The sequence below is a fragment of the Kitasatospora sp. NPDC024654 genome (genome assembly GCF_055559155.1).
The window spans coordinates 163,031-179,831 of sequence record NZ_JBVHLF010000010.1 but is presented as its reverse complement, the minus strand read 5'-3'; the positions used below and the strand labels follow the sequence as shown (position 1 = coordinate 179,831).

The following is a 16,801-nucleotide window of genomic DNA, read 5'->3' as shown; positions in this document are numbered from 1 at the left end:
GGGGGGTGTTGGGCTTGCTCGGGTGGGTTTTCAGACCCAAAAACGAGGGAAAAACCGCCAGAATCACCCCCGCCCTGGCGGGGGGGGGTAGACCGCCCCGCCCCCGCGAGGGGGTGGTTCAGCCCCGGGGGCGGGCGAAGCGGCCGCGGAACCGGGCGAGGCGCCAGAGCAGTTGCAGCGCGGCGGCCTGCGGAACGGCGCCCCCGCGCATCTGCGACAGCCGCCAGGCGGTCCAGAGCTGGGTCTCGGTGACGTGGTCCGGCGCGCCGTGCACGTCGTCGTGGACCAGCAGCCGCAGCCGGCGCAGGTGCGCGCGCAGCAACTCGGGATCGCCGGCCGGGATGATCTCGTCGCGCCGGCTCGCGACGTAGCCGACCGGGATCTCGAGCGAGGCCAGCTCGTCGGCGGTCAGCGCCCAGCCGCGCAGCTCCTCGAAGAGCCGGTGGCGGCTGCCGCCGGTCATGTGGACCAGCGCGTCCACGGTGATCCGGGGGATCCGCGCCTGGCACTCGGGGTCGGCGAAGACCCCGCTGATCGGGGCCCCCACGGTGAGCACCCCGCGGATCCGGTGGTCGTCCAGCGCGCAGCGCAGCGCGAGATGGCCGCTGAAGCTCATCGCCAGGGCGTAGGTCTCGGCCACCCGGGCCCGGTCCGCGACCGCGTCCAGCAGGCCGGAGAGCATGGCCGGGCTGTCCGCGTCGTACGGCAGCGGGTTCTCCCCGCAGCCCGGCAGCTCGGTGACGATCGCCGCCATGCCGAGCCGGCGGAAGACCGCCAGGGTCGGCGCCCACTGCTCCTTGACGCTGACGTTCCCGCCCATCAGCAGCAGCAACGGCCGCCGGTCGGTGCCGGAGAGCCCGCTCTGCCAGCAGGCCACCCGACCGCCCTTCAGCTCGACCTCCAGCCGGTGGACGTCCTGGCCGTCCGCCCGCCAGCGCTCGAACGCGGCGAGGCCGCGGTCCTGCGCGGCCAGCCGGGCAGGACCGTCCACGTAGGGGAACCGGGCCATGATGTAGTGCCGGCAGGCCTCCAGGTGGCGGCCCGCCCGGCTCAGCCGCTCCGCCTCGGCGGACCACTCGCCGACCCAGGAGCCCCGGCCGTCCTCGTCGTGGGTGATCCGGTCCAGGATCTCGGTGTAGTTCCCGATCCGCTGACCGCGTGCGTGGGCACCCACGTACTGCTTGAGCTCCCGGACGTCGTTCATCGCCGCTCCCCGCGGACCGGGCCGGCGGCGGCCGGCTGCTCGTGCGCCGTCCCGAAGGACTCCAGCGCCTGTTTGAGGTCGGCCAGCACGTCCGCGGCCTCCGCGCCGTCGATCACCCGGTGGTCGAAGGTGAGGGTGAGCCGCATCGTCGGCGCCACCACCACCTCGCCGGCGCGGACCACCGGACGGTCCGCCACCTGGCCCAGGCCCAGCGTGACCGTGGTGCCGCCCACCGAGGCGAAGCCGTCCACCGGCCGGTGCGACAGCGAGGTCACCGCGAAGGTGCCGAAGGCTCCCGCGCGCCGCCGCAGCGGGCGTACCCCGAGCCGGAACAGCCAGCCGCCGAACGGCCAGGGCAGCCGGTGCAGCAGCCGGGTCGGGGCGTACTCCGGCATCCGTTCGGGATCCCCGTCGCGGTGGTGCGCCAGTCGGTGCTGGATCTCCGCCAGCTCGGCGCGTTGCAGGTCGGGCAGCACGGTGGAGAGCACCACCCGCTGCCCGCCGATGGTCTTGTCCAGGGTGACCTTGCCGTTGACCGAGGAGTACCGGGCGACCTTGGGCCGCGCGGTGCCGCGGATCGCCGCGTTGGCCTCCGGGTGCCGGTCCAGCACGCGCCCGCCGGCGTGCAGCACGTACGAGACCACGGAGTAGCGCTCGCCGCGCTCCCGGGACGCCGCGCGGTGCCGCTGGATCATCGACATGTCGACCTCGGTGTCCAGGAAGACCGGCGAGAAGGCGCGGATCTCGCGCAGGAACTGCAGGGTGTGCCGGCGCTCGGGCGCGATCCGGGTGACGGTCACGAGGCCACCTCCTGCAGGAGGCCGGTCAGCTCGTCGGAGAGGTGTTCGGCGAGCAGGCGCGGGGTCGGGTTGTCGTAGACCATGCCGGGAGTGACCTCGATGCCGTCGTCGGCCATCAGCCGGGTGAGTTCGAGCGCGGTGAACGAGGTGAGGCCCAGCTGGAGGAAGTCGTGGTCGGGGTCGAGGGTGTCGGACCGCAGCACCCCGAGGACGGCGGCGGTGTGACCGAGCACCACCTCCAGCACGGCCCGCGGACGGTCGGCGGAGGACAGTCCGGCCAGCCGCGCCAACGCCGGTATCGCCGGCTCGGTGTCGAACTTGGGCTCGGGGGAGGGGAGTTGGTCCGACTCGGCGAGCGGGGCGAGCGGGATCGGGTCGATCCAGTAGCGCTGACGCTGGAACGGGTAGGTGGGCAGGTCGAGATGGACCGGGTCCGGCCCGCCGAGCAGCGCGGACCAGTCGACGGCCGTCCCGCCGACGTCCAGTGCGGCGATCGCGGCCGGCAGCGCGGTCTGCTCGGGCCGGTCGGCCCGGAGCAGCGGGGTGCCGCCGACCAGGCCGGCCAGGGTCGCGTCGGGACCCAGTTCCAGGAAGGTGCTGACGCCCGCCTCGCGCAGCGTCCGGACGCCCCGGTCGAAGTCGACCGCGGCGCGGATGTGCGCGGCCCAGTAGCCCGGATCGGTGAGCTGCTCGGCGGTGGCGAGTGCGCCGGTGACGTTGGAGACCACCGGGATGGCCGGCGGGTGGTAGGCGGCCCGCTCCGCGACGGCCCGGAAGTCGTCCAGGATCGCGTCGGCGTGCGGCGAGTGGAAGGCGTGACTGACGGTCAGCCGCTTGGTCTTCCGGCCGCGCTCCCGCCACTGCTGGGCGATCGACAGCACGGACCCCCTTGCGCCCGACACGACCAGCGAGTCGGGCCCGTTCACGGCGGCGACGTCGACGTCGCGCAGGCCCTCCAGCAGTGGGCGGACCTCGCCCTCGGTGGCCTGCAGGGCGACCATCGCGCCGTCCCCGGGCAGGCCCTGCATCAGCCGGCCGCGGGCGGTGACCAGGGCGGCGGCGTCGGCGAGCGAGAACACCCCGGCCAGGTGGGCCGCGGTCAACTCGCCGATCGAGTGGCCGATCAGGTAGTCGGGCGTCACTCCGCAGGAGACCACCAGGCGGTAGAGGGCGACCTCCAGCGCGAAGAGCGCCGGCTGGGTGTACTCGGTGGTGTGCAGCAGCTCGGCCCCAGCCGTGTCCGGGGTGGCGAAGACCAGCTCGCGCAGCGGCCGGTCCAGGTGCCGGTCGAGCTCGGCGCAGACCTGGTCGAAGGCCTCGGCGAAGGCCGGGAAGCGCTCGTGCAGCGCCCGGCCCATGCCGGGCCGCTGGCTGCCCTGGCCGCTGAACATGAACGCGGTCCGCCCGCCCGGGCGGGCCACCCCCTGGACCAGCGCGGCGGACGAGCCGCCCTCGGCCAGCGCCGCCAGCCCGGCGAGGGTGGCCTCCCGGTCGGCGGCCACGACCACCGCGCGGTGCTGGAAGCGGGTCCGGGTGGTGGCCAGGGCACGGGCCACCAGCGCGGAGGGGAGCTCGGGGTTGGCGGTGGTGAAGTCGAGCAGCCGGACGGCCTGGTCGCGCAGCGCCCGCGGGGTCCGGCCGGAGAGCGGCCAGACCGTGACCCCCGGCTCGGCGTCGCCCGGGACCGGTTCGGCGGCGGGTGCCGCCTCCTCCAGGATGACGTGGGCGTTGGTGCCGCTGATGCCGAAGGAGGAGACGGCGGCCCGGCGCGGCCGGTCGGTGGCCGGCCAGGGCGTGGTCTCGGTCAGCAGCCGCACCGAGCCCGCGGCCCAGTCGACGTGCGGGGTGGGCCGGTCGACGTGCAGGGTCTTGGGCAGCGCGCCGTGCCGCAGCGCCAGCACCATCTTCAGCAGACCACCGATCCCGGCCGCGGCCTGGGTGTGACCGATGTTCGACTTCAGCGAGCCGAGCCAGAGCGGCCGGTCGACCGGCCGGTTCCGGCCGTAGGTGGCGAGCAGCGCCTGCGCCTCGATCGGGTCGCCCAGCACGGTGCCGGTGCCGTGTCCCTCGACGGCGTCCACGTCGTCGGGAAGCAGCCGGGCGTTCGCCAGCGCCGCGTGCACCAGGCGCTCCTGGGACGGACCGTTGGGCGCGGTGAGACCGTTGCTGCCGCCGTCCTGGTTGACGGCGCTGCCCCGGACCACCGCGAGCACTCGGTGGCCGTTGGCCCGCGCGTCCGACAGCCGCTCCAGCAGTACCAGCCCGACGCCCTCGCCCCACCCGGTGCCGTCGGCGGCAGCGGCGAAGGACTTGCAGCGGCCGTCGGCGGCCAGCCCGCGCTGCCGGCTGAACTCCACGAAGACGCCCGGCGTGGCCATCACGGTGACGCCCCCGGCCAGCGCCATCGTGCACTCACCCCGGCGCAGCGCCTGGCAGGCCAGGTGGACCGCCACCAGGGAGGAGGAGCAGGCGGTGTCGATGCTGAGCGCCGGCCCCTCGAAGCCGAAGGTGTAGGCGACCCGGCCGGAGGCGACGCTCCCCGCGCTGCCGGTGCCGGTGAGGCCCTCGACCTCGGCCGGCGTCCGGCCGATCAGCCGGGAGCCGTAGTCGCCGTACATCACCCCGGCGAACACGCCGACCGGCTCGCCGCGCAGCGAGCCCGGCGTGATGCCGGCGCGCTCGAAGGTCTCCCAGGCGACCTCCAGCAGCAGCCGCTGCTGCGGGTCGATCGCCAGTGCCTCGCGCGGACTGATGCCGAAGAACGCGGCGTCGAACTGGTCCGCGTCGTACAGGAAGCCGCCCTCCCGGGCGGAGCTGCGACCCGGCGCGTCCGGGTCCGGGTCGTACAGCCCGTCCGGCCAGCCGCGCCCCTCGGGCAGGCCGGCGACCGCGTCCCGGCCCTCGCTGACCAGCTCCCAGAGGTCCTCGGGGGAGCGGACGTCCCCCGGATACCGGCAGCCCATCGCGACGATCGCGATCGGCTCGGACTCCAGGTCCTGAAGCCGCTGTCTGGTCCGGTGCAGATCCGCCGTCACCCACTTGAGGTACTCGACGAGTTTCTCCTCGTTCGCCATCGCTGCTCGATCCCCCTTCATTTCGCGGACCTTCCGAGTTCCCTGTCGATGAAGTCGAAGACCTCGTCGACGCTCGCCTCGTCGATTCGGTCGCCGACGGCGGTGTCGCCGTCGTCCCCGGCCTCGCTCCAGCGGGTCAGCAAGCGCTGGAGGCGGGCGGTCAGGTGGGGCCGGGCCCGGTCGTCCGGGGGCAGCGCCAGCAGGGTCGCCTCCAGCTTCTCCAGCTCGCCGAGGGCCAGCTCGGACGGGTCGGCCTCGCCCGCCACCAGGCCGGTCAGCAGGTGGTCGGCGACGGCGGCGGCGCTGGGGTGGTCGAAGACCAGCGAGGCGGGCAGCCGCAGACCGGTGGCCGCGGCGAGCCGGTTGCGCAGCTCGACCGCCGTCAGCGAGTCGAAGCCCAGCTCCTGGAAGGACCGTTCCGGCGCGATGGCCTCGGCCGTCGAGTGGCCGAGCACGGCCGCCATGGTGGCCCGCACCGACTCCAGGACGAGCTTGCGGCGCGCGGTCGGGTCCAGACCGGCCAGCTGTGCGCGCAGCGCCTCGGGGCCGCCGGGGCCGCCGCGTCGGGCGGGCGCCCGGACCAGGCCGCGCAGCACCGCCGGGAGGGTCCCGCCGGCCGCCCGCTGGCGCAGGGCCGGCCAGTTGAGGTGGGCGGCGACCAGCGCCGGAGCCGCGCCGGCCAGGGCCGTGTCCAACAGCTCCAGGGCCGCTCCGGTGGGCATCGCGCTCAGGCCGCCGCGTTCCAGCCGCGCCGTCTCGACGCCGGTGGTCAGCTCGGACGCCTCCGCCCACAGGCCCCAGGCGAGCGCCGTGGCGGGCAACCCGAGGGCGCGGCGGTGCTGGGCGAGCGCGTCCAGGAAGGTGTTGGCGGCGGCGTAGTTGGCCTGGCCCGGCGCGCCGAGCACGCCGGCCGCGGAGGAGTAGAGCACGAAGGCGCTGAGCTGCCGGTCCTTCGTCAGCTCGTGCAGGTGCCAGGCCGCGTCCGCCTTCGCCCGCAGCACGGTGTCCAGGTGCTCGGGGGTCAGCGAGTCGACGGTCGCGTCGCGGAGCACGCCGGCGGCATGGAAGACCGCCGACACCGGGTGCTCCGCGAGCAGCGCGGCCAGCGCGGCACGGTCCGCCACGTCACACGCCGCGATGGTGACCTCGGCACCCGACTCCCTCAGCTCGGAGGCGAGTTCGTCAGCTCCCCCGGCGGTCGACCCGCGCCGGCTGGTGAGCAGCAGCCGGCGCACGCCGTAGTCGGTCACCAGGTGCCGGGCCAGCGCGGCGCCGAGCACGCCGGTGCCGCCGGTGATCAGCACGGTTCCCTCGGGCCGGAACGCGATCCGGTCGGTCTCGGTGCCGGCGACCCGGTCCAGCCGGGGGACCAGGGCGGTCCCCGAGCGCACGGCCAGTTGGGGCTCCCCGGTGGCCAGGGCGGCGGCCGCGGCCCGGTAGGAGGCCGGCTCGCCGTCCAGGTCGAGCAGCACCAGCCGCTCCGGGTGCTCCGACTGGGCCGTCCGGAGCAGGCCCCAGAGGCTGGCAGCGGCCGGGTCGACCGACTGCCCGCCGTCGGGCGCGACCGCGCCGCGGGTGACCAGGACCAGGCGCCGCTCGGTGGACTCCGGCTCGGCGAGGAACTCCTGGACCACCGTCAGTGCCCCTGCCAGCAGCGCCCTGGCCCGCCGGGCCGGGTCTCCGGCGGGCTCCGCGAGGGTGGCGTGGTCGGTGGCCTCGGCCCCGGCGGCCCGCAGCGCCTCGGTCAGTTCGCGGTCCCCGACCACGGCCCAGTGGCCGGCCGCCGGTTGTCCGGGCCCGGTCGGTGCCGCCTGCGTGGGGGCCGCGGTCCAGCCGAGCCGGAGCAGCGGCTGCCGGGTGCCGGCCCGCAGCGAGGCGAGCAGCTCCCGGGAGAGCGGGCGCAGGGCGAGGTCCGCCACCTCGGCGATCGGCCCGCCGTGCTCGTCGGTCAGCCGGAGCGCCACGCTGTCGGCCCCGGTCGCCGTCAGCCGCACCCGCAACCGCCGGTGTTCGCCTGCCCGGGCCCGCACCCCGTTCCAGGAGAACGGGATCCGCAGGCCGTCCTGGCCGGTCAGCAGGGAGGTGGCCGGGTGCAGCGCCGCGTCGAGCAGCGCGGGGTGGAGCGAGAAGCCGTTCAGGCCGACGTTCTCGTCCAGGAGGACCTCGGCCCAGACGCCGGCGTCGTCGCGCCAGATCTCCCGGACGCCCTGGAAGGCGGGGCCGTAGTCGAGCCCGGCCTCGGCCAGCGCGGGGTAGAAGCCGTCCACGGCCAGCCTGGTGGCGCCGGGCGGCGGCCACTCCGACTCCGGGGCGGCGGACCGGTCGGTGGCCCGGACCAGGGTGCCGGTGGCGTGCCGGACCCAGCCGTCCGGGTCGCCCTCCGCCGCGCTCCTGGAGTGCAGCGCGAACGAGCGGCCGCCGTGCTCGTCGGCCGCGCCGACCAGGGCCTGCAGCAGCACGGCGCCGTGTTCGGGCAGCACCAGCGGCGCCTCCAGGGTCAGCTCGCCGACCTCGTCGCAGCCCGTTCGCCCGGCCGCGGCGAGGGCCAGGTCGACGAAGGCGGTCCCGGGCAGCAGCACCGTGCCGTGCACGGCGTGGTCGGCGAGCCAGGGGTGGTCCTCGACGGAGACCCGACCGGTGAGGAGCGACCCGCCGCCGGGCAGTGAGGTTCCGGCGCTGAGCAGGGGGTGCCCGGTGGCGGACAGCCCGGCGCCGGCGGCGTCGGCGCGGCCGGCGGCGCGCAGCCAGTACGGGCGGTGCTGGAACGGGTAGCTGGGGAGCGGGACCTGACGGGGAGCCGCCGGGGCGAGCAGCCGCTCCCAGTCGACCTGGAGGCCGGCCACGTGGGCCTGCGCGAGCGAGCCGAGGAAGCGCCGCTGCCCGCCGTCGTCGCGGCGCAGGGTGCCGATCACGGTGCCGGCGCCGTCCAGGATCTCCGCGGTGGGGACGGTGAGCACCGGGTGCGGGCTCGCCTCGACGAACCCGCGGTGGCCGGCCGCGGCGAGCGCCCGGACGGCGCGTTCGAACTGGACCGGCCGGCGGAGGTTCTCGTACCAGTACTGCGCGGTCATCACGGTGGTGTCGAGCGGTTCGCCGGTGAGCGTGGAGTAGAGCGGCAGGTCGCCGATGCGCGGGGTCAGCCCGTCGAGTTCGCCGAGCAGGCGCTCGCGGATCGCCTCGACCTGGGGGGAGTGCGAGGCGTAGTCGACCGGGATGGTGCGGGCCCGCAGGCCCTCCGCCTGGCACTCCCGCACGAAGCGCTCGACCTCCGTGGCGGCGCCGGCCACCACCGTGGCGGCCGGACCGTTGTGGACCGCCACCGTGAGGTCGAACCCGGCCAGCCGGGCCCCGACCTGCTCGGCCGGGAGCGGGATGCTCGCCATCGCGCCACTGCCGGCCAGCTCGGTCAGTGCCCGGCTGCGCAGCGCGACGACCCGGGCGGCGTCGTCCAGCGAGAGCGCGCCGGCCACCACGGCGGCGGCGATCTCGCCCTGGGAGTGGCCGATCACCGCGTCCGGGCGCACCCCGGCCGCCTGCCAGAGCCGGGCCAGCGAGACCATCACCGCGAAGAGCACCGGCTGCACGACGTCGACCCGGTCCGCCGGCGGCGCCCCGGGGCGGTCCAGCAGCACGTCGAGCAGCGACCAGTCGGTGTACCGGGCGAGCGCGTCCGCGCACTCCCCGATGCTCGCCCGGAAGACCTCGGAGCCGTCCAGCAGCTCGCGGGCCATGCCGTCCCACTGCGAGCCCTGGCCGGGGAAGACGAACGCCACCTTGCCCGGGGCGCCGGCCAGTCCCTCGACGGTGTCGGGCCAGGCGACGCCCTCCGCCAGCGCGGCCAGGCCGGAGCGCAGCTCGTCCGGGTCGCCGCCCACCACCACGGCCCGGTGCGGGTGCAGGTCGCGGCCGGTGACCAGGGAGAAGGCCAGGTCGACCGGACGGACTTCCGGTGCGGCCGCCAGGTGTTCGGCGAGCCGGCGGCCCTGCGCCCGGAGTGCCTCGGGGGACCGGGCGGAGAGCACCAGCGGCAGCACGGCCGGCGGCTCGGCGGCGGGCCCGGCGGCGGGCACCGGCGCGGCCCCGGGGGCGGCCTCCAGGATCAGGTGCGCGTTGGTGCCGCTGATCCCGAACGAGGAGACGCCCGCCCGCCGGGGCCGGCCGGTCTCCGGCCAGGGCGTGGTCTCGGTGAGCAGCCGGACCGCGCCGGTGGACCAGTTGACGTGTGGTGACGGCTCGTCCACGTGCAGGGTCAGCGGGAGCCGGCCGTGCCGCAGCGCCTGCACCATCTTGATGATCCCGGCGATGCCGGCGGCGGCCTGGGTGTGCCCGATGTTGGACTTGATCGAGCCGAGCAGCAACGGCCGGTCCTCGGGGCGGTCCTGGCCGTAGGTGGCGAGCAGGGCCTGCGCCTCGATCGGGTCGCCGAGCACGGTGCCGGTGCCGTGCGCCTCGACCGCGTCGACGTCGGCCGGTGCGAGCCCGGCGCTGCGCAGCGCGGCCCGGATCACGCGTTGCTGGGAGGGGCCGTTGGGAGCGGTGAGCCCGTTGCTGGCGCCGTCCTGGTTGACCGCCGAGCCGCGGATCAGCGCGAGCACCCGATGGCCGTTGCGCTCGGCGTCGGAGAGCCGTTCCAGCAGGATCATGCCGACGCCCTCGCCCCAGCCGGTGCCGTCCGCCGCGGCGGCGAAGGGTTTGCACCTCCCGTCCGGCGCCATGCCGCGCTGCCGGCTGAACTCCAGGAAGATCCCCGGGGTGGCCATGATGGTGGTCCCGCCGGCCAGTGCCATGGTGCACTCGCCGCCGCGCAGCGCCTGGACCGCCAGGTGCGCCGCGACCAGGGAGGACGAGCAGGCGGTGTCGACCGTGACGGCCGGGCCCTCCAGGCCCATGGTGTAGGCGATCCGGCCGGAGGCCACGCTGGTGGTCGAGCCGGTCAGCACGTAACCGGCCACCGCCTCCTGGGTGGTGGCGGACCCGGCGCCGTACTCCTGGCCGGCCACGCCGGCGAAGACGCCGACCTGGGTGCCGCGCAGGGTGCCGGGCGTGATCCCGGCGTGCTCCAGGGTCTCCCAGGAGACCTCCAGCAGCAGCCGCTGCTGTGGGTCCATCGCCTCGGCCTCGCGCGGGCTGATCCCGAAGAACTCCGCGTCGAAGCCGCCGGCGTCGGCCAGGAAGCCGCCCTGGCGCACGTAGGTGCGGCCGGCCAGGCCGGGCTCGGGGTCGTACAGCTCGTCCAGGCTCCAGCCGCGGCCCCCGGGGTACTCGCCGATCGCGTCGATCCCGTCCACGGCCAGCCGCCACAGTCCGTCGGGCGAGTCCGCGCCGCCGGGGAACCGGCAGCCCATCCCGACGATGGCGATCGGCTCGTCCACGGCCGCCGCGACCGCCGGCGCGGCGGCGGGCCGGGCCGGCTCGGTCCCGCGCAGCCGGGTGAGCAGCTCGGCGGCCAGCTCGGCCGGGGTCGGGTAGTCGAACAGCAGGGTGGCGGGCAGCCGCAGGCCGCTGGCCTTGTTGAGCACGTTGCGCAGCTCGACGGCGGTGAGTGAGTCGAAGCCGAGGTCCTTGAACGGCTGGGTCGGGTCGACGGGGTCGCTCGGGTCGTTGCCGAGCACGGTGGCGATCTGCCGGTGGAGCAGCTCCACCAGCATCGGCGTGGCATCGGCGTCGCTCAACTCGGCTATTCGCCGAGCTAGTTGGGAGCTCCCTGGGGTCGCGGCGGCCGGCCGTGCGGTCACCGGGCCGACCACCGCGCCGAGCAGTGCGGGCAGCGCCGCCGGGTCGGCGGCGAGCCGGCGGAGCGCCGGGAGGTCGAGCCGGGCCGGGACGACGGCCGGGTGGCCGGCGGTCAGCGCGCGGTCGAACAGGGCCATCCCGCCGGCGGGGTCGAGCGGCAGCATGCCCGAGCGCTCGATCCGGGTGCGGTCCTGGGCGCCGAGCGTGCCGGCCATGCCGCCGCTCGGGTCCCACAGGCCCCAGGCGAGCGAGGTCGCGGGCAGGCCGGCGGCCCGGCGGTGCGCGGCCAGCGCGTCCAGGAAGCAGTTGCCCGCGGCGTAGTTGGCCTGGCCCGGGTTGCCCGTCGTGCCGGCCACCGAGGAGTACAGCACGAAGGCCGCCAGGTCGAGATCGCGGGTCTGCCGGTGCAGGTTCCAGGCGGCGTCCGCCTTGGGGCGCAGCACGGCGGTCAGGCGCTCCGCGGTCAGCGCGGGCAGGGTGACGTCGTCCAGGGTGCCGGCGCAGTGCACCACCGCGGTGAGCGGGTGCTCGCGCGGGATCCCGGCCAGCAGTGCGGCCAGCGCGACGGGATCGGCGGTGTCGCAGCCGGCGACGATGACCTCGGCTCCCAACTCCCGCAGCTCGCAGGCTAGTTCGGTCGCACCTGGGGCCGATGCGCCGCGCCGGCCGACCAGCAGCAGGTGCCGCGCGCCGTGCGTCGTCACCAGGTGCCGGGCGGCGAGCGCGCCGAGCGTCCCGGTGCCGCCCGTGATCAGCACGGTGCCGTCCGGCTCGATCGGCCGCGGGATGGTCAGCGCCACCTTGCCGACCTGGCGGGCCTGTTGCAGGAAGCGGAAGGCCTCCGGCGCGTGCCGCACGTCGAAGCTGGTGACCGGCAGCGGGGTCAGCACCCCGCGGTCGAAGAGCGCCCGCAGCTCGGCGAACATCTGCTGGATCCGGTCGGGCCCGGCCTCCACCATGTCGAAGGCCTGGTAGGCGACCCCGGGGTGCTCCGCCGCGACCCGCTGCGGATCCCGGATGTCGGTCTTGCCCATCTCCAGGAACCGGCCGCCGCGCGGCAGCAGCCGCAGCGAGGCGTCCACGAACTCGCGGGCCAGCGAGTCGAGTACCACGTCGACGCCCGCGCCGCCGGTGGCCGCGTGGAAGTGCGCCTCGAAGTCGAGGGTGCGGGAGGAGGCCAGGTGGTCCTCGTCCAGGCCCTGCGCGCGCAGCGCGTCCCACTTGCCCGGGCTGGCCGTGCCGAAGACCTCGACGCCCCAGTGCCGGGCGAGCTGGACGGCGGCCATGCCCACGCCGCCGGCGGCCGAGTGCACCAACAGCCGCTCGCCGGGCTGGATCCGGGCGAGATCGGCCAGGCCGTAGTAGGCGGTGAGGAAGACCACCGGGGTGGTGGCCGCCTGGACGAAGGACCAGCCGTCCGGGATCCGGGCGAGCATCCGCTGGTCGGTCCGCGCCAGGGCGCCGATCGCACCGCCGAACAGGCCCATCACCCGGTCCCCGACGGCGAGTTCGGTCACCCCGGGGCCGGTCGCCAGCACGACGCCGGCGGCCTCGCCGCCGATCGAGGCCCGGCCCGGGTACATGCCGAGGGCGACCAGCACGTCCCGGAAGTTCATCCCGGCGGCCCGGACCGCGACCCGGACCTCGCCGGGGCCGAGTGGTGCCTCCGACTCCGGGGCGGCGACCGCCACCAGGTTGTCCAGCGTGCCGGCCTCGGAGACCTCCAGTCGCCAGGCCGTGCCGTCCGCCGGCAGCCCGACCGGCGCGGCCGGCTCGGCGACCAGCCGGGGGATATGCAACACGCCGCCACGGATGGCGAGTTGGGGCTCGCCGGTGGCCACGGCGGCGGGCAGCAGCGGCTCGGTGGCCGGCTGGCCGTCGTGGTCGATCAGCACGAAACGGTCGGGGTTCTCCGACTGGGCCACCCGGACCAGCCCCCAGAGGGCGGCCGCGGCCGGGTCGATCTCCCGGTCCTCCGGGGCCAGCGCGACGGCGCCCCGGGTGACCACCACCAGCCGGGCCGTCGCCAGGGCCGGCTCGGCGAGGAACTCCTGGAGCACGGTGAGGAGTTCACGGGTGTCCTGGTGTGCCCGGACCGCCGGGTCGGCCTGCGCCGGCACGCCGGTGCGGTCGAGCACCACCAGTTCCGGCGCCGCCGTGCCGCCCCGGACCGCCCCGGTCAGTGCCGCCAGTCCGTCCGGGCCGGTGAGGACCGGGCCGGGGGCCGGCGGCCGCACGCCGGCCGGGGGGCGGGTCACGGACCAGCCGAGCCGGTACAACGGGTCCTGCCGGGTCGGAGCCGCGGCGAGTGCCCCGGCGTCGAGCTGGCGTAGGGTCAGCGACTCGACGCCGCCCACCGGCTCGCCCTCGGCGTCGAAGAGCGCCAGGGTGAAGGTGCCGGGTCCGCCGTCCGCCCGGGCCGTCAGCCGGACCCGCAGCTCGGCGGCGCCGGTGGCGTGCAGCGTGACGCCGCTCCACGAGAACGGCAGCCGGACCTGGTCGAGTTCGACCCGGCCGTCCGGGCCGCTGAACAGCAGCGCGTGCAGGGCGGCGTCCAGCAGTGCGGGGTGCAGGCCGTACGGCGCCGCCGCGGTGCCCTCGGGGAGCGCGACCTCGGCGAGCACGGACTCGCCGTCCCGCCAGACCGCGCGCAGCCCCTGGAAGGCCGGCCCGTAACGCAGCCCGAGCTCGGCGAGGTCCTGGTAGAGGCCGTCGACCGGGACCGGCACGGCGCTCACGGGTGGCCAGGCGCCCAGCACCGGCGCGGCCGGCGCGTCCGGGTCGGCCGCGCCGAGGGAGCCGGTGGCGTGCTGGGTCCAGGTGCCGTCGGGTGCGGCGGGCTCGGGGCGGGAGTGGACGGTCACACCTCCGTCCGGTGTCACGTGGACCCGCAACTGCACCGCCTCCGTGCCGCTCAGCACCAGCGGGCTGTGCAGGGTCAGCTCCTCGACCTGCCGGTGGCCGCACTGCGCGGCGGCGCGCAGGGCCAGTTCCAGGAAGCCGGTCCCCGGCAGCAGGGTGGTGCCGACCACCACGTGGTCGGCCAGCCAGGCCTGCTGCGCCGGTCCGATCCGCCCGGTGAACACCCTGCTGCCGTCCGGGAGTTGGGCGGCGGCGCCGAGCAGCGGATGCCCGACCGGGGTGAGCCCGAGTGCCCCGGCGTCGGCCGCGGCGGCGTTGTCGAGCCAGAACCGGCGGCGCTGGAACGGGTAGGTGGGCAGGTCGATCGCGGGTGCCGCGCCCCCGCCGAACACCGTCGCCCAGTCGAGGTCGTGGCCGAGCGCGTACGCCTCGGCCGCCACGGTCAGCAGGCCGCGCGCCTCCGGCTGTCGCGGGCGCAGCGGGGCGAGGAAGGCCAGGCCCTCGTCCGCCTCCTCGGCCAGGCACTGCTCGGCCAGCGCGCTGAGCGTGCGGTCCGGCCCGATCTCCAGGTAGCCGCCGGTGCCGAGGTCGTGCAGCTGCCGGATCCCGTCCTGGAACCGGACCGCCTGCCGGATGTGGTCGCGCCAGTAGGTGCCCGAGCGGAACTCGTCACCGGCGGGCCGGCCGGTGACGTTGGAGATGACCGGGATCCGCGGCTGCCGGTAGTCGAGACCGTCGGCGATCCGCTGGAACTCGTCGAGCACCCCGTCCATGTGCGGCGAGTGGAAGGCGTGGCTCACCTGCAGCCGGCGGGTCTTGCGCCCGAGCCCGGCGAAGTGCTCGGCGATCGCGGTCACCACCGGCTCGTCACCCGAGATGACGGTCGCCAGCGGGCCGTTCAGGGCGGCGATCGCCGCCGCCCGCGGGTGCTCGGCGACCAGCGGGGCGACCTCCTGCTCGGTCGCCTGCACGGCGATCATCGCGCCGCCGGACCGGGCCGCCTCCATCAGCCGGCCGCGGGCCCGGACCAGCGTGCAGGCGTCCGCGAGCGAGAGCAGGCCGGCCACGTGGGCGGCGGCGAGCTCCCCGATCGAGTGCCCGATCAGCTGGTCGGGGACCAGCCCCCAGGACTCCACCAGCCGGTACAGGGCGACCTCGACGGCGAACAGCGCCGGCTGGGTGTAGGCCGTCCGGTCGAGCCGGGCGGCCTCCGCGCTGCCCTCCGCCGCGAAGACGATCTCCTTGAGCGGCAGCTCGGTCAGCTCGCAGATCTCGTCGAAGGCCGCCGCGAAGACCGCGTACCGCTGGTACAACTCCCGTCCCATTCCCGGTCGTTGGGCGCCCTGACCGGCGAAGAGGAAGGCCAGGCCGCGCGGTCGGCCGCCGGCCGGGGCGCGGACCAGCTCCGGCGCGGACTCGCCGTGGGCCAGTGCGTCCAGTGCCGCCAGCAGCCCGGGCCGGTCCGGCGCGGTGATCGCGGCCCGGTGCTGGTGGTGACTACGGGTCAGCGCCAGGGCGCGGCCGACCTCCGCCGGGTCCAGCTCCGGATCGTCCGCCAGGAAGGTGCGCAGCTGCGCCGCGCGCTCCCGCAGCGCCGCCTCGCTCCTGCCGGACAACAGCCAGGGCGCCCAGGGCGCCGGGGCGCTCTCGTCGGGTTCCGGCGCGCTCGGCGGCTCCTGGACGATCAGGTGTGCGTTGGTCCCGCTGATCCCGAAGGACGAGACCCCGGCGCTGCGGACCCGCGCGCCGGCCGGCCACGGGACGGCGCCGCGCAGCAGCGAGACCGCGCCGGCCGTCCAGTCCACGTGCGGTGACGGCTCGTCGACGTGCAGGGTCGCCGGCAGCAGGCCATGCCGGAGCGCCATCACCATCTTGATCACGCCGGCGATGCCCGCGGCGGCCTGGGTGTGCCCGATGTTGGACTTGATCGAGCCCAGCCAGAGCGGCCGGTCCGCGGGACGGTTCTGCCCGTAGGCGGTGATCAGTGCCTGGGCCTCGATCGGGTCGCCGAGCGAGGTGCCGGTGCCGTGCGCCTCGACCGTGTCGACCTCGTCGGGCGCCAGCCGGGCGGCCTCCAGCGCCTGCCGGATCACCCGCTGCTGAGCCAGGCCGTTGGGCGCGGTGAGGCCGTTGCTGGCGCCGTCCTGGTTGACGGCGGAGCCGGGGATCACGGCCAGCACCCGGCGGCCCTCGCGCAGCGCGTCGGAGAGCCGCTCCAGCACCAGCAGCCCGGCGCCCTCGCCCCAGCCGGTCCCGTCGGCGCCGGCGGCGAACGACTTGCACCGGCCGTCGGGGGAGAGCCCGCGCTGCCGGCTGAACTCCACGAACACCCGCGGGGTGGCCATCACGGTGGCACCGCCGGCCAGCGCCAGGGTGCACTCGCCGCGGCGCAGCGACTGGGCGGCCAGGTGGATCGCCACCAGCGAGGAGGAGCAGGCGGTGTCCAGCGTCACCGCGGGGCCCTCCAGACCGAGGGTGTAGGCGATCCGGCCGGAGGCGACGCTCGTGGTGTTGCCGGTGAGGAAGAACCCCTCCAGTTCGGGGGCGTCGGCCCGGGCGCCGTACTCCTGCCCGATGACGCCGGTGAAGACCCCGGTGGCGCTGCCGTGCAGCGAGTCGGGCGGGATCGCCGCGCGCTCCAGCGCCTCCCAGGCGATCTCCAGCAGGACGCGCTGCTGCGGGTCGGTCGCGGCCGCCTCGCGCCCGCTGATGCCGTAGAAGGCGGCGTCGAAGTCGACGGCGTCGTGCAGGAACGCGCCCCTGCGGACATAGCTCCTTCCGCCGGCCTCCGGGTCGGGGTCGTACAGGTCGGCGGGCCAGCCCCGGTCGTCGGGGAACTCGCCGACCGCGTCGGTGCCGGACCTGACCAGGCGCCAGAGGTCCTCCGGTGAGCGCACCCCGCCCGGGAACCGGCAGGCCATGCCGACGATCGCGATCGGCTCCCGCTCCTTCGCCTCCAGCTCGTGCAGGCGCTGGCGGGTCTGCCGCAGGTTCGCGGTCGCGCGCTTGAGGTAGTCGCGCAGCCTGTCCTGGTTCGCCGCCTCGTTCGCGGCGTGGTTCGCTGTTTCGTTCGCGGCTTCGTTCAACACGGTGCGGAGTGGACCTTTCTGCTGGACGGAGTGCCCCGT

General features: G+C 75.9%; 4 protein-coding genes. All 4 read right to left on the bottom strand.

Features of this window, described 5'->3' with window-relative positions:
- Window positions 1-118: 118 nt before the first annotated feature.
- From ACZ38L_RS09350 to ACZ38L_RS09335, 4 genes are read right to left on the bottom strand one after another with little or no spacing between them, the layout of a single operon-like run.
- Complete coding sequence (locus tag ACZ38L_RS09350) at window positions 119-1,204, bottom strand: alpha/beta hydrolase (protein WP_465690862.1); 1,086 nt, start codon at window positions 1,202-1,204, stop codon at window positions 119-121.
- Window positions 1,201-2,004 carry a 2-oxo acid dehydrogenase subunit E2 gene (locus tag ACZ38L_RS09345; protein ID WP_465690858.1) on the bottom strand — a complete coding sequence of 268 codons (804 nt, stop codon included), beginning with the start codon at window positions 2,002-2,004 and terminating at the stop codon, window positions 1,201-1,203. Before ACZ38L_RS09345 ends, ACZ38L_RS09350 begins: the two co-directional genes overlap by 4 nt.
- Window positions 2,001-5,078 carry a type I polyketide synthase gene (locus ACZ38L_RS09340; RefSeq protein ID WP_465690854.1) on the bottom strand — a complete coding sequence of 1,026 codons (3,078 nt, stop codon included), beginning with the start codon at window positions 5,076-5,078 and terminating at the stop codon, window positions 2,001-2,003. The genes ACZ38L_RS09345 and ACZ38L_RS09340 overlap by 4 nt, the downstream gene beginning before the upstream one ends.
- Window positions 5,079-5,095: 17 nt before the next feature.
- Window positions 5,096-16,762, bottom strand: coding sequence for an SDR family NAD(P)-dependent oxidoreductase (locus tag ACZ38L_RS09335; RefSeq protein WP_465690852.1), 11,667 nt, complete (start codon window positions 16,760-16,762; stop codon window positions 5,096-5,098).
- Between the last annotated feature and the right edge of the window lie 39 nt (window positions 16,763-16,801).

Excerpts from the sequence above, each read along its gene's own strand:
- ACZ38L_RS09340 (WP_465690854.1), bottom strand. The coding sequence starts at position 5,078 with ATGGCGAACGAGGAGAAACTCGTCGAGTACCTCAAGTGGGTGACGGCG.
- ACZ38L_RS09350 (WP_465690862.1), bottom strand. The coding sequence starts at position 1,204 with ATGAACGACGTCCGGGAGCTCAAGCAGTACGTGGGTGCCCACGCACGC.